The 13,285-nt window shown below is 61.1% G+C and carries 12 protein-coding genes; 6 read left to right on the top strand and 6 right to left on the bottom strand.

Going from position 1 to position 13,285, the window contains the following annotated elements:
- Positions 1 to 13 precede the first annotated feature (13 nt).
- Both DLD99_RS01280 and DLD99_RS01275 read right to left on the bottom strand, forming a co-directional pair.
- Positions 14 to 1,333, bottom strand: coding sequence for an LLM class flavin-dependent oxidoreductase (locus DLD99_RS01280; protein WP_114881011.1), 1,320 nt, complete (start codon positions 1,331 to 1,333; stop codon positions 14 to 16).
- 1 nt (position 1,334) lies between these two features.
- A complete protein-coding gene (locus DLD99_RS01275; protein ID WP_114881010.1) occupies positions 1,335 to 3,560 on the bottom strand; it encodes a TonB-dependent receptor in 2,226 nt (741 codons plus the stop codon).
- Positions 3,561 to 3,766: 206 nt separating this feature from the next.
- Here DLD99_RS01275 and DLD99_RS01270 point away from each other — a divergent pair, with 206 nt between their 5' ends.
- Positions 3,767 to 4,804, top strand: a complete 1,038-nt coding sequence (locus DLD99_RS01270; RefSeq protein ID WP_114881009.1) for a LacI family DNA-binding transcriptional regulator — start codon at positions 3,767 to 3,769, stop codon at positions 4,802 to 4,804.
- Positions 4,805 to 4,826: 22 nt separating this feature from the next.
- On the opposite strand, the gene DLD99_RS01265 is transcribed toward DLD99_RS01270, so the two are convergent.
- Together DLD99_RS01265 and DLD99_RS01260 are read right to left on the bottom strand one after the other, a co-directional pair.
- Positions 4,827 to 5,228 (bottom strand): type II toxin-antitoxin system HicB family antitoxin, encoded by a 402-nt coding sequence (locus DLD99_RS01265; RefSeq protein WP_085712796.1) that lies wholly within the window; start codon positions 5,226 to 5,228, stop codon positions 4,827 to 4,829.
- Between the two features lie 59 nt (positions 5,229 to 5,287).
- Positions 5,288 to 5,470 (bottom strand): type II toxin-antitoxin system HicA family toxin, encoded by a 183-nt coding sequence (locus DLD99_RS01260; RefSeq protein ID WP_065261145.1) that lies wholly within the window; start codon positions 5,468 to 5,470, stop codon positions 5,288 to 5,290.
- A 268-nt stretch (positions 5,471 to 5,738) separates the two neighbouring features.
- Here DLD99_RS01260 and DLD99_RS01255 point away from each other — a divergent pair, with 268 nt between their 5' ends.
- On the top strand, positions 5,739 to 5,999 hold the full coding sequence (locus DLD99_RS01255; RefSeq protein WP_114881008.1) for a hypothetical protein: 261 nt from the start codon (positions 5,739 to 5,741) through the stop codon (positions 5,997 to 5,999).
- A gap of 24 nt (positions 6,000 to 6,023) precedes the next feature.
- On the opposite strand, the gene betT is transcribed toward DLD99_RS01255, so the two are convergent.
- Together betT and epsC are read right to left on the bottom strand one after the other, a co-directional pair.
- Positions 6,024 to 7,985, bottom strand: a complete 1,962-nt coding sequence (gene betT, locus DLD99_RS01250; protein ID WP_167443790.1) for a choline transporter BetT — start codon at positions 7,983 to 7,985, stop codon at positions 6,024 to 6,026.
- A gap of 288 nt (positions 7,986 to 8,273) precedes the next feature.
- A complete protein-coding gene (gene epsC / locus DLD99_RS01245) occupies positions 8,274 to 9,200 on the bottom strand; it encodes a serine O-acetyltransferase EpsC (protein ID WP_114881006.1) in 927 nt (308 codons plus the stop codon).
- A gap of 190 nt (positions 9,201 to 9,390) precedes the next feature.
- Here epsC and DLD99_RS01240 point away from each other — a divergent pair, with 190 nt between their 5' ends.
- From DLD99_RS01240 to tcyN, 4 genes are all read left to right on the top strand, one after another.
- Entirely contained in the window at positions 9,391 to 10,395 is a 1,005-nt protein-coding gene (locus DLD99_RS01240) for a D-cysteine desulfhydrase (protein WP_114881005.1), read from the top strand.
- A gap of 305 nt (positions 10,396 to 10,700) precedes the next feature.
- Entirely contained in the window at positions 10,701 to 11,501 is an 801-nt protein-coding gene (gene tcyJ, locus DLD99_RS01235) for a cystine ABC transporter substrate-binding protein (protein WP_114881004.1), read from the top strand.
- Positions 11,501 to 12,166, top strand: a complete 666-nt coding sequence (gene tcyL / locus DLD99_RS01230) for a cystine ABC transporter permease (RefSeq protein WP_114881003.1) — start codon at positions 11,501 to 11,503, stop codon at positions 12,164 to 12,166. The genes tcyJ and tcyL overlap by 1 nt, the downstream gene beginning before the upstream one ends.
- A 4-nt stretch (positions 12,167 to 12,170) precedes the next feature.
- The gene (gene tcyN / locus DLD99_RS01225; RefSeq protein WP_114881002.1) at positions 12,171 to 12,920 is read left to right on the top strand and encodes an L-cystine ABC transporter ATP-binding protein TcyN; all 750 of its coding nucleotides are present in this window, start codon (positions 12,171 to 12,173) and stop codon (positions 12,918 to 12,920) included.
- Positions 12,921 to 13,285 lie beyond the last annotated feature (365 nt).

Here is a 13,285-nt window from a genome sequence, read left to right as displayed (position 1 = left end):
TGGGTGTCGATTGCTACGCAAAGCGATTGTCAGGCCGGGCGAGGCCAAGGTTCTGGCGCAAGGTCCGGCCCTCGTATTCGGTTCTGAACAGTCCGCGCCGTTGCAGTTCCGGGACCACGCCATTGGCGAAGTCTTCGAGCCCGCCGGGCAGGTGCGGCACCAGCACGTTGAAGCCGTCCGCCGCGCCCTGCTCGAACCATTCCTGCAAGCGGTCGGCAATCTGCGCCGGCGTGCCGACGACGCTGTAATGCCCGCGGCCGCCGGCGATTCTGCGGCCCAGTTCGGCCAGGGTCAGATGCTCCCGGCCGGCCAGTTCTGTCAGCAGTTTCTGCCGGCTCTGCTGGCCGCTGTCGGTCAGCGGCAGTTCCGGCAGCGGCCCGTCCAGCGGGTACTTCGACAGATCGAAGTTGCCCAGCATACGCCCAAGCAGGGCGACGCCAACCTCGGGTTCGACCAATTGCTGAAACGTTTCACATTTTTCCTGCGCGTCGGCTTCCGTCTGCCCGACCACGACAAACACGCCGGGCATGATTTTCAGCGAATCGGCACTCCGTCCGTACTTCGGCAAACGGCCCTTGAGGTCGGCGTAGAACGCTTGGGCGCTGGCCAGCGAGGTCTGCGCGGTGAACACCACCTCGGCCGTCTGCGCCGCCAGTTCCCGCCCGGTTTCCGACGAGCCGGCCTGCACGATCACCGGCTGACCCTGTGGCGAACGCGCGACATTCAGCGGGCCTTTGACCTTGAAGTGCTCGCCGACGTGATCCAGCACATGCAGTTTTTCCGGGTCGTAATAGGCGCCGCTGGCCTTGTCGCGAATGAAGGCGTCGTCCTGCCAACTGTCCCAAAGCCCGGTGACTACCTGATGAAATTCCCGGGCACGGCTGTAGCGTTCTGCATGGCCGATGTGTTCGTCGCGGCCGAAATTCTGCGCTTCGGCGGCGTTGTCCGAAGTCACCAGATTCCACCCCGCTCGCCCGCCGGACAGGTGATCGAGCGAAGCGAATTTACGCGCCACGTGGTACGGCTCGTTGTAGCTGGTGGTGGCCGTAGCGATCAGGCCGATGTGCTCGGTCACCGCGCTCAAGGCCGAGAGCAAGGTCAGCGGTTCGAAGTGATCCGAACGGGCCATGCGGCTGGCGATGTCGTGGGTCGGCGCGGCGACGCTGTCGGCGACGAACAAAGTGTCGAACTTCGCCGCCTCGGCAATCTGCGCCAGGCGTTTGTAATGGGCGAAATCCAGCCCGGCGTTCGCCGGCACGTCCGGGTGACGCCACGCGGCGACGTGGTGCCCGGTGGCCATGAGGAATGCGCCGAGTTTCAGCTGTCTGCTCATCTCAGAAGTCCTTGCGCAGTTGCACGCCGAAGTAGCGCTCGTCGTCGCGGGGCACGGCGCGGTAGATGTAGTTGCCACCGCTGGCAAGCAACGGCGAATACGACTTGTCGGTGAGGTTCTTGCCCAGCAACGCCACGCGCCAGCCATTGGAGTAATCGGCCAGGGCCACACTGGCGTTCCAGAGGCCGTAGGCGCCTTGTTTGGTGTCGGTGTTCTGGCTGATGTCGTACTGCACTTCGCTCTGCCAGCTGTAGTCGGTGCCGAGTTCGATATCCAGGCCGTTTTCCAGCGGGATGGTGTAGTCGGCGCGCACGTAGCTTTTCCAGTCCGGGCTGAACGGCAGCGGCTTGCCGTTGACGTTGCACGACGCCGCCGCGCCCGCCGGGCAGGCGAACTGGTCGATTCGGGCGCGGGTGTAGGCCAGTGCGCCGGAAAACTTCAGTTGTTGGGTCGCCTGCAGGGCGTAATCAAGTTCCACGCCTTCGGTGCTGACGCTGCCGGCGTTGATCAGGCGCGTCACCACTTGGCCGGCGACGGTGTCGAAAAAGTTCGCCTGATAGTTGTCGTAGTCGCTGTGGAAAACCGCGAGGTTGGTGGTCAGGCGATTGTTCCAGCTTGAGGCCTTGATCCCCGCCTCCCAGGTGTTGGAGGTTTCCGGTTTCAGCGCTTCGGTATCGCGCGGCTGCATGTTGAAGAACACGTTGTAGGCCGGGCCTTTGTAGCCGCGCGAGTAGGTCAGGTAGGTGGTGACGGTATCGCTCAGGTCGTATTGCAAACCGAGCCGGCCGGACCAGCCGTCCTCGTCCACCGAACCGGAGCTGCTGGTAGCCGGTTGAATACCGCTGACAGTAGTGGCGGAAGTGGAGACGCGACGGTGATCGTATTCCAGATCGTCGTGGGTGTAGCGCAGGCCGGCGATGCCACGCAAGTCCGAGGTGAAATTCAGCGTGCTTTCGCCGAACACCGCGTAGCTGTCGCTGGTGGTGCTGTAGTCGGCGACGCCACGGTCAGTCCGCGTGGTGGTGGTCAGGGTCCGCTGATAGGTCTCGTCATCCTTGCCGTGCATGTAGAACAGGCCGCCGACGTATTCGAGGAACCCGCCTTTCGGCGACGCCAGACGCAGCTCCTGCGAGTACTGGTCGAACGCCAGGTCGCCTTTGTCCGCCGTGCCGGGGAACGCAGCCGTCACCGTGCCGAGGCGGTCGCCGTCCTGATACTGGGTGTTGTCCCAGCCGCGCCACGCGGTGATCGAGGTCAGGGTGTAATCGCCGAGTTGCCAGTCGAGCTGGCCGGACAGGCCCTTGTTGGTGTCCTCGACGTGGGTGCGGGTGTCGGTGTTGATATCGCGGTTGTGACTGGTGGCGCTGACCGGGCTCAGTGCATTGGTGAACGCCGGGGTCAGCGACTTGGTCACGACGCCATTGGGGCCGTCATCATGGGACTGCATGTAGTCGGCGATCAGGGTGAAGGTAACGTCGTCGTTCGGAGTGAACTCCAGCTTGCCGCGCACGCCACGGTGGTTGTAACCGTTGACCTCCTGACCGTTGTGCTTGTTGTCGACATTACCGTCATAGCTGCCGAACAAGGTGCTGATCGAGCCCTTGAGCGTATCCGGAATCAGACTTCCACCGATGCCGAAACGGGTGCGGCTTTCGTTGCCGCTGTAGTACGACTGATCGATGTAACCGTGGGTCTCGGCGGTCGGCGCCTTGCTGGTGATGTTCAGCACGCCGGCCGAGGCGTTCTTGCCGAACAACGTGCCTTGGGGCCCGCGCAGAACTTCGGCGCGCTCCAGATCCAGCAGATCCAGAGTCGACTGGCCAGGACGCGCGTAAACCACACCATCAATCACCGTGGCCACCGTCGGCTCGACGCCCGGCGAAGTGGAAATCGTCCCCACGCCACGCACGAACAACGAGGTGTCCTTGTTCGATGCGCCAGTGCGGAAATTCAACGACGGCACTTGCTGGACGATGCTCGCCACACTGTTGCGGTTGTCGCGCTCCAGCTGCTCGCCGTCGATCACCGACACCGCCACCGGGACCTTTTGCAGCGACTCTTCGCGGCGGGTGGCGGTGACCGTGACGGACTTGAGTGTCGGCTCTTGATCGGTGCTGTCGGCGGCGAACGCGGCGGGCAACGGCAGCGCGGCCAGCCCGGTGAGTATCCAGCCCGCAGCGCGGATCGATTGCGCCAGTTTGTGTATCGCCCCAGGAATGTTGTGCATGTTTGCCCGCTCGAAAAGTTGCCCTGAACCGCTGCCGTTCTGCGACGACAGCGCCTGTCTCGGTGTCTTGGGCATTCGCTCGAGCGAGTAGCAGACAATGCGCTTTGTTAGCGCTAACATCGCCAGTATTGGCAAGCCCGACATAGAGCGTCCAATACTGAAAAATTACTTTTATATGCGTTTTGGTTTTTAAGAAGGATCGAGCCTTGAGCGAAGAAAAGCCCCGCAAACGCCGTGGCGCCGGTCGCGTGACCCTCAACGCGGTGGCGCGCCAGGCCGGTGTTTCGGCGATCACCGTGTCGCGCTACTTCAACCAGCCGGAACAGGTCTCGCCCGAACGCCGCGAGCGGATCGCGGCGGTGGTCGCTGAGCTGGGTTATGTACCGAATCTGGTGGCTGGTGGGCTCGCCTCGGCGCGGGGGAAAATCGTCGGCATGGTGATCCCGAACATCTCCGGGCCGATCTTCGCCAATACCATTCAGGGCTTCAGCGACACCCTCAGCCGTCACGGCTATCAGCTTCTTCTGGCATCGAGTTACTTCAGTACCGAGCAGGAAGAAAACGCGGTGCGGGCCTTTCTTGGCTGGTCGCCGGCAGCGCTGGTAGTGACCAGTCACTTCCACAGTGCGGGCACGGAAAAGATGCTCGCCGAAGCGGATATTCCGGTGATCGAAACCTGGGATTACCAACCGGATCGCGAGCCGATGCAGATCGGCTTTTCGCACTTCGAAGTGGGGGTCAGCGCCGCCCGCTATCTGCACGGCAAAGGCTATCGGCGAATCGCCTTCGTGCAGAACAGCGCCCCCGGCGACTTCAGTGCGCTGGAGCGTCGCGACGGTTACGCCGCGACCGTTCGCGAGTTGGGTCTGGAACCGTGGGTGTTCGCACCGGACGCCGATCGCGCCCCGTTCGAGGCCGGCAAGCAAGCGATGGAAGCACTGATGAACGCCTCACCGCGCCCGGACGCGATCATCTTCGCCAACGACAACCTCGCCGCAGGTGGCCTGCTCGCCGGGCAACGCGCTGGCCTCAAGATCCCCGAAGACTGCGCCGTCCTCGGCTTCGGCGACTACCCGTTCGCCGAGATGCTGCTGCCGAGCCTGAGCACGATCAAACCGCCGGCGCTGGAGATCGGCGAGATGGCGGCGACACGGGTGCTGGAAAGCCTGGGCGTGTTGCCGAGTGATGAGGTGCAGCGACTTAATTTGCTGCAATGCCAAGTCATCGAGCGAGAAAGTACCTGACCCAGAATTCTGTAAATCGGCCTTAAGCTGACAATTCACGCAAGGCAGCAGCAGCCAAAAATCCGGAGCGAGAGCTGTAACGCTGATCACGTCGTACTGTCTGGTCAATACGCTCCAGCAACTGCTCCGGCAGAGTCGCGTTGAAGCGCACCGACTTGCCGAAATAGGGAGTGATATCAAACTCGACCACACCCCAGATACCGCCGGCGTAATCCGGATTCTCGAGATGGGCATCAATGTCCTGAACCCGAGGCAACGGTGCGCCATCAGCGACCAGTCCCTCATAGTGCAAGGCCAGTGCCTCCTGAGTATTGTCAAAAGCTTCGGCTACCGTAGTGCCTGCGGAGAAGCAGCCCGGTACATCCGGGACGATCACTCCGTAGTCTGAGTCGGCATCCTTGTGCAGAACGACCGGGAATTTCATGTAAGTGAATCCTTCCTCTGACATGTCCATTAAGGGACTTTCGTTTCCAATGACGGGCTTCATTTCAAACCCGCCTGTTTCAAGATGCTGTTGATCGTTCCCTTGGGAAGATCCGAATCCGGATGCTTGATCGTCACCCTCCCTGGTTTGCCCGGATGTTTGTATTGGTGGTGACTGCCTTTCACGGCGACCAGATACCATCCATCCTCCTCGATCATCCTGATCATTTCCCGACTACGCATTTCCTTCGCCCTGTTCGACAGCAAGAGCTGCGTACTTTAAGAGCTGTCCTTCTCCATCAATACACACCATACACACTTGGAGAAATATTAGCCTAGTGGACAGGCGCGTGTTTAATCGCCAGATGGGCGGTGGACGTGCCCTGGCACACAGCTCTCATAAACAGATGTATACGTGGCGAAATGTGTCGATCAGCATGAGCCCGACAGCTGACCTATGCTCAACATGAGCAAAGCCAGGACGACTCCCATCCACAGGTAGATCCCGACCATGCACACCGCAATCATCATCTTCTTCGGCCTGATCCTGCTGGCGCTGATGCTCTACATCGGCGAGCGCATCGGCTTCAGTCGGCAGACCATGGCCTACGGTTTCGCGGCGTTGTGGCTGGCGTTGACGGTGATCAACGGCGCGGTCGGCGTGGTGCATGCCGGGCAGCCGCTGGGGTCGGAGATTGCGATTGGCAGCGCCGTGTTCGGGGTGCCAATCGCGGCGATGGTGTTGTTCATGGTGCTGAGCGCCGAGACCTGAAACCGTCCCGGCGCCCTGCGCCGATCAACGCACCAGATGCAGGAACTGCATGTGCCGTTCGTACTGGTCGAGGATGTCGTTGATGATCTGCTCTTTGGTGTAGCCGACCAGATCGTAGTCCTGACTGCCCTCGCTCAGATGCACTTCGGCGCGGTAGTAGCGACGGTTGTTGAGCTGCTTGGAGCCCATGCCGCCACGGGCGAACGATGGCGTGAAGTAACCACGCATCTGCACCTGATAGATGAACGGGTGCAGCTCGCCATGACCGATTTCCAGACTGACGCTGTCATGAGCCGGATCGGGTTGCGTAACGACATTCAGCCCCTTCTCGACGAACACCGCCGTCACTTCTTCGATGGCCGGTTTCACCGTGGTGTCCATGAAGCGGTACACCTCGTCCCGCGACGGGAAGTGCACGGCCTGGCTCAGGCGCTGGCGCCAGCCGCCCTTGCCACGTCGTGAGCCGGAGACCGGGGCCAGCGAATGCAGCTGCGCGATCTGCTTCTGCGATTCCAGATAGAACGCCTTGTGCAGCCCCCACATCATCAGCAGCAGAATCAGCGAGAACGGCAGCGAGGTCAGCACCACCGCTGACTTCAGCGCATCGATGCTGCCGGAGAACAGCAGCGCACTGGTGATCAGCGCAGTCATCGCGCCCCAGAACACCCGCAGCCATTTCGGCCCGTCTTCATCCGGGTTGCCGCCCTTGGCCGACAGGGTCGAGAGCACTACGGTGCCGGAGTCGGCGGAGGTGACGAAAAACACGAAGCTGATGAACACCGTCACCGCGATGACAGTCTTGCTCCACGGGTAGGTTTCCAGCAGCAGGTAAAGAGTCATCGACGGGTTGTCGAGGGCCGACATGCCCAGTGCCGACATGCCGTGATTGAGCACCTGATCGATGGCGCTGTTGCCGAAGATCGACATCCACGCCAGGGTGAAACCGAGTGGGATCAACAGCACGCCGAAGACGAATTCGCGGATGGTCCGGCCACGGGAAATCCGTGCGATGAACAGGCCCACGAACGGCGACCATGCGATCCACCAGGCCCAGTAGAACACCGTCCAGCCACCGAGCCAGTCGCTCGGTTTGTCGTAGGCATAGAGGTCGAAACTCTTCGTCGGCAATGCGCCGAGGTAATCACCGAGGTTCTGGATCAGGGTGTTGAGCAAATGCTGGGTGGGACCGGCGAACAACACGAACAGCAGCAGCGCACAGGCCAGCAGCATGTTGATGTCGGACATGACCCGCACGCCCTTATCCACACCGGAGACGGCGACGATGATCGCTGCGCCCATCATCAGCGTGATCAAACCGACCTGAATCCACTGGGTATGGGCGATGCCGAACAGGTAGTCCAGACCGGAGTTGAGATGGAGCACGCCGAAGCCCATGTCCGCACCGAGGCCGAACACCGTGGCGATGATGCCGAAGCCATCGACCGCGTAGCCGATGGGCCCGTTGATGCGTTTGCCGATCAGCGGGTACAGCGCCGAGCGCAGGGCCAGCGGCAGGTTGTGTCGATACGCAAAATACGCCAGCGCCATGCCGACGAAGGCGAACACGCCCCAGCCGTGCAGGCCCCAGTGCAGAAACAGGATCTGCATCGCCTGACGCGCCGCCTCCGCCGTGCCGGCCTCGCCTTGTGGCGGCTGGAGCATGTGGGTCAACGGTTCGGAGACACAGAAGAAAAACAGCGTGATGCTGATCCCGGCGGCGAACAGCATGCCGGCCCAGGACAGGTAACTGAATTCGGGTTCGTCGTGGTCGGCACCGAGTTTGATCTTGCCGTAGCCCGATAACGCGGTGACCACCACGAAGACCAGATACAGGGTCATCGCGAGCATGTAATACCAGCCGACCGTATTGGCCGCCCAGTTTTGCGCTTCCAGGAGCCAGGCACCGGCCTGTTCCGGCATGGCGATAACGGTCAGGCCGAACAGCAGGATCACTGTCGCGGCGAACCAGAACACCGGCGGATTCATGCGTACCAGACCGCTGGCGGGGGTGGACGATGCACTCATGAACGGTGCACCTCAAGGGGTTGGAAAGTGGCTGAAATGATCGGACTCAGCAAAGGCAAGCCTCCTGTTGTGAGCGGGCAGCGAGCTACCGGTTTAACTTGAATGAACGTTCAAGTTAAACATGGATAGTACGCTCAGGACTAATCGCAGGGCTCAGCGGTACCTTTCGTACGCTGGCTCAGGGAGGGGTATGACGCTGTGGCGAGGGTGATCGTTCCCGCGTTGCGCGGGAACGATCCGACAGGAAAATTACTTCTGCGTCCCGTCATCATGCTGCAGGTTGGCCTGGGTCAGGTTGCACCCGGCCGGCACGCTGCGGGTCAGCCACACGTTGCCGCCGATGGTCGAGCCCTGGCCGATGGTGATCCGCCCGAGAATCGTCGCCCCGGCGTAAATCACCACGTCGTCCTCGACGATCGGATGGCGTGGATGACCCTTCTGCAACTGGCCGTCCTCGTCCGCCGGGAAGCGTTTGGCGCCCAAAGTCACCGCCTGATAGATCCTGACGCGCTCACCGATGATCGCGGTTTCGCCAATCACCACGCCGGTCCCGTGGTCGATGAAGAAACTGCGGCCGATCTGCGCGCCCGGGTGAATATCGATGCCGGTCGCCGAGTGGGCGATTTCCGAACTGATCCGCGCCAGCAGCGGCAGGCCTGCGCGATACAAATGGTGCGCGAGACGATGGTGGATCACCGCCAGAATCCCCGGATAGCACAACAGCACTTCATCGACGCTGCGCGCCGCCGGGTCGCCGTGATAGGCGGCCAGCACATCGGTGTCGAGCAGACTGCGCAGGCCTGGCAGCGCCAGAGCGAAATCCTGAATGATCCTGATGGCCTGCGCCTCGACTTCGCTGTCATCCCGGGCGCTGTGACGGGCGACGTAACGCAGTTCGAGTCGTGCCTGGGCCAGCAACGCATTCAACGCAACATCGAGGGTGTGTCCAACGTAAAAATCCTCGCTCTCTTCACGCAGATCCACCGGCCCCAGACGCATCGGGAACAACGCGCCGCACAAGGCTTCGAGAATCTGCGCCATCGCATCACGGGACGGCAGTTCGCGCCCGCCCTGCTCGCCGCTGGCGCGGCCATTTTGTGCACGCCACTGATCCCGCGCGGTACGCAGCTGGCTGACGATGGTCTGCAATTGCCAATGGCTGGAACGCTCGCTCACGGTAAAGACTCCTCACGGGCGGCCGGACTGTCTGGCCGCGTCAACGGCCACTACTTTACGGCAACGCTCAGGAGGCGAATTAAGAACCGATAGTGCTGGCCTAAGCACATTTGGCTATAAGCGATTGGCGGTTGCCCCGGTAAATCGGCGTGCCTATAGTCCTGTGATCTTCCTCCGCCAGTACGGAACCATGTCCACACAACCGATCAAACAACAGCTGCAACGCTTTAACCGCCTCGACCTGCTTGGCCAACCGACCCCACTGGAAAAACTCGAACGCCTGTCCACCTGGCTCGGCCGCGATGTCTACATCAAGCGCGATGACCTGACGCCGCTGGCCATGGGCGGCAACAAGTTGCGCAAGCTCGAATACCTCGCCGCCGATGCCCTCGCCCAAGGCGCCGACACCCTGATCACCGCCGGCGCACTGCAATCGAACCACGTCCGCCAGACCGCTGCGCTGGCCGCGAAACTGGGCCTGGGCTGCGTGGCCCTGCTGGAAAATCCGCTGGGCACCGACGACGCCAATTACACCGGCAACGGCAACCGCCTGCTGCTGGATCTGTTCGATACCAAGGTCGAGCTGGTCGATAACCTCGACAACGCCGACGAACAACTGGCCGCCCTCGCCGTGCGCCTGCGCAGCAACGGCAAGAAGCCGTATCTGGTGCCGATCGGCGGCTCCAACGCCATCGGCGCGCTGGGTTACGTACGTGCCGGTCTGGAACTGGCGCAGCAGATCGAGGACACCGGCCTGCAATTTTCCGCCGTGGTTTTGGCCTCGGGCAGCGCAGGCACGCATAGCGGCCTGGCACTGGCCTTGAGCGAAGTGCTGCCGCAACTGCCGGTGATCGGCGTGACGGTATCGCGCAGCGAAGAAGACCAGCGCCCGAAAGTTCAGGGTCTGGCCGAGCGCACTGCCGACTTGTTGGGCGTGGCGTTGCCGGAGAATTTCAAGGTCGATTTGTGGGACGAATACTTCGGCCCGCGCTACGGCGAGCCGAATGCCGGAACCCTGGCGGCGGTAAAGCTGCTGGCCAGCCAGGACGCCGTGCTGCTCGATCCGGTCTACACCGGCAAGGCCATGGCCGGGCTGCTCGACGGCATCGGGCGCGGGCGTTTCGACGACGGCCCGATCATTTTCCTGCACACCGGCGGCGCCCCGGCGTTGTTTGCCTACAAGGATTTTCTCTGATGCGCTCGTTCCCACGCTCGGCGTGGGAAGGCAGGCCGGGACGCTTCGCGTCCCTTTCCGTCGTTGAAGCCCTCCCGCGCAGCGGGTGAGATCAACCGGAATACGGGAAATTCATATTCCACATACGAATAACAAATGGAAAATTCATTATTTTCCATTCTAAAAGAACAGTCTTATAGTCTCGCCGCAGGCGAATATCGCGAGAGACGCATAAGCTGCTTTAAGGCAGGATAGCGCTGTCGTCCAATTCCCGGATTCGCCAACTTTCCTTAAGCGTCTTCCATAAGAAAACACAGGGGCTTGTCATGATTCTTTCCGTACTACGTCGAAATCTGCTGGTAGGTTCGCTGGGCCTGGCACTAAGCGCCGGTCTGATCAGCAGCGCCGTTGCCGGTGAGCAACTGCAACAGATCAAGGACAAAGGCGTTATCAACGTCGGCCTGGAAGGCACTTATCCACCATTCAGCTTCGTTGATGCCGACGGCAAACTGTCCGGCTTCGAAGTCGAGCTGTCCGAAGCCCTGGCCAAGAAGCTGGGCGTGAAGGCCAAGATCCAGCCAACCAAGTGGGACGGCATCCTCGCCGCGCTGGAATCCAAGCGTCTGGACGTTGTCGTCAACCAGGTGACCATCTCCGACGAGCGCAAGAAGAAGTATGACTTCTCCGAGCCGTACACCATCTCCGGGATTCAGGCGCTGGTGCTGAAGGACAAGGAAGCTGCGCTGAACATCAAGACCGCCGCCGACCTGTCCGGCAAGAAAGTCGGCGTAGGCCTGGGCACCAACTACGAGCAGTGGGTCCGCGCCAACGTGCCGGGTGCCGACGTGCGTACCTACGACGATGATCCGACCAAGTTCGCCGACCTGAACAACGGCCGTACCGATGCGATTCTGATCGACCGTCTGGCCGCACTTGAATACGCCAAGAAAGCACCGAAAACCGTCGCGGCCGGTCAGGCGTTCTCCCGTCAGGAATCCGGTATCGCCCTGCGCAAAGGCGAGCCTGAGCTGCTGGCAGCCGTGAACAAGGCCCTCGACGAGCTGCGTGCCGACGGGACCCTGGCCAAGATCTCGGAAAAGTACTTCCAAGCTGACGTCACCCAATAATGGAAGCAGCTTTCCAACTCGCACTGGACTCCGCGCCCTTTCTGCTCAAGGGCGCGTACTACACGGTAGTCCTCAGCCTCGGCGGCATGTTCTTCGGCCTGCTGCTGGGCTTTGGCCTGGCGCTGATGCGCCTGTCGCGTTTCAAATCGGTCAGCTGGCTGGCCCGCATCTACGTGTCGTTCTTTCGCGGCACGCCGTTGCTGGTGCAGCTGTTCGTGATCTATTACGGCCTGCCGCAACTGGGGCTGGAACTCGACCCGCTGCCGGCAGCCCTGATCGGTTTCTCGCTGAACATGGCTGCCTATGCCTGTGAAATCCTGCGCGCCGCGATCGGTTCGATCGAACGCGGTCAGTGGGAAGCGGCTGCAAGCATCGGCATGACCCGCGCGCAGACCCTGCGCCGGGCCATCCTGCCGCAAGCCATGCGCACGGCGTTGCCGCCGCTGGGCAACAGCTTCATTTCACTGGTCAAGGACACCGCACTGGCCGCCACCATTCAGGTGCCGGAGCTGTTCCGTCAGGCACAACTGATTACCGCCCGGACTTTCGAAGTCTTCACCATGTATCTTGCCGCCGCGCTGATCTACTGGATTCTGGCCACAGTGCTGTCGCACTTCCAGAACAAGCTGGAAGAGCGGGTCAATCGGCACGACCAGGAGTCCTGACCCCATGATTGTCGTGGAAAAACTGACAAAGCAGTTCAAGGGTCAAGTCGTGCTCAACGGCATCGATCTTGAAGTGAAGGAAGGCGAGGTCGTGGCGATCATCGGCCCCAGCGGCTCGGGCAAGACCACGTTCCTGCGCTGCCTGAACTTCCTCGAACAACCCACCAGCGGCCGGATCAAGGTCGGCGATATCGAGATCGATACCGGCCGCCCCTTGAACCAGCAGCAGAATCTGGTGCGCACCTTGCGCCAGCACGTGGGCTTCGTGTTCCAGAACTTCAACCTGTTCCCCCACCGCACCGCCCTGGAGAACGTCATCGAAGGCCCGATCGTGGTCAAGAAGACGCCCCGTGACGCAGCCATTGCCCTGGGCAAGAAGCTGCTGGCCAAGGTCGGCCTGGCGGGCAAGGAAGACGCCTACCCACGGCGCCTGTCCGGCGGCCAGCAACAGCGCGTGGCGATTGCCCGGGCGCTGGCGATGGAGCCAGAAGTAATCCTGTTCGACGAGCCGACGTCGGCCCTCGACCCGGAACTGGTGGGCGAAGTACTGGCGACCATTCGCGGTCTGGCCGAAGAAAAACGCACCATGGTTATCGTGACTCACGAAATGGCGTTCGCCCGTGACGTGGCCAACCGCGTGGTGTTTTTCGATAAAGGCGTGATCGTCGAACAAGGTGAAGCCAAGGCGCTGTTCGCCAATCCGAAAGAAGAACGCACACGACAGTTTCTCAGCAAGTTTCGCAACAACGGCTGAGAACTTCGCCTGCACCATCACTCACTTCCATGGATGGAAGTAGTGTTCTCCCCGATATACAAATCACTCTCAAAACATAAACTACCCAACCCTTGAAAAGGCAGTACATATATATGTCCTGCAACAACTCCCTGCGCATAAAATTCGCCGCGACTTGATTCCATCCTTCACCAGAACGCACGGTCAAACACGCTGAAAACCGCGAAAACCTGTAGCCTCTTTCCTTTCCCTGCCTAGTCCGACTGCTACAACAACGTAGGAACTTTCTGATTAATCCGTAATTCACGGATTAACTAATCCACTCCCTTGACACCTCTTCCGGCGAACTCTTATCTAGTCGTCAACCGGCGCAAGCCAGTTCAACA

Origin of the sequence: Pseudomonas kribbensis (genome assembly GCF_003352185.1) — a bacterium.
Classification (GTDB): domain Bacteria; phylum Pseudomonadota; class Gammaproteobacteria; order Pseudomonadales; family Pseudomonadaceae; genus Aquipseudomonas; species Aquipseudomonas kribbensis.
This window is presented reverse-complemented; position numbering and strand designations above follow the sequence as displayed.

Coding starts and splice junctions, on each gene's coding strand:
- DLD99_RS01280 (WP_114881011.1), bottom strand. CDS start 1,333: ATGAGCAGACAGCTGAAACTCGGCGCATTCCTCATGGCCACCGGGCAC.
- DLD99_RS01275 (WP_114881010.1), bottom strand. CDS start 3,560: ATGCACAACATTCCTGGGGCGATACACAAACTGGCGCAATCGATCCGC.
- DLD99_RS01265 (WP_085712796.1), bottom strand. CDS start 5,228: ATGAAATTCCCGGTCGTTCTGCACAAGGATGCCGACTCAGACTACGGA.
- DLD99_RS01260 (WP_065261145.1), bottom strand. CDS start 5,470: ATGCGTAGTCGGGAAATGATCAGGATGATCGAGGAGGATGGATGGTAT.
- DLD99_RS01255 (WP_114881008.1), top strand. CDS start 5,739: ATGCACACCGCAATCATCATCTTCTTCGGCCTGATCCTGCTGGCGCTG.
- betT (WP_167443790.1), bottom strand. CDS start 7,985: ATGAATCCGCCGGTGTTCTGGTTCGCCGCGACAGTGATCCTGCTGTTC.
- DLD99_RS01240 (WP_114881005.1), top strand. CDS start 9,391: ATGTCCACACAACCGATCAAACAACAGCTGCAACGCTTTAACCGCCTC.
- tcyJ (WP_114881004.1), top strand. CDS start 10,701: ATGATTCTTTCCGTACTACGTCGAAATCTGCTGGTAGGTTCGCTGGGC.
- tcyL (WP_114881003.1), top strand. CDS start 11,501: ATGGAAGCAGCTTTCCAACTCGCACTGGACTCCGCGCCCTTTCTGCTC.
- tcyN (WP_114881002.1), top strand. CDS start 12,171: ATGATTGTCGTGGAAAAACTGACAAAGCAGTTCAAGGGTCAAGTCGTG.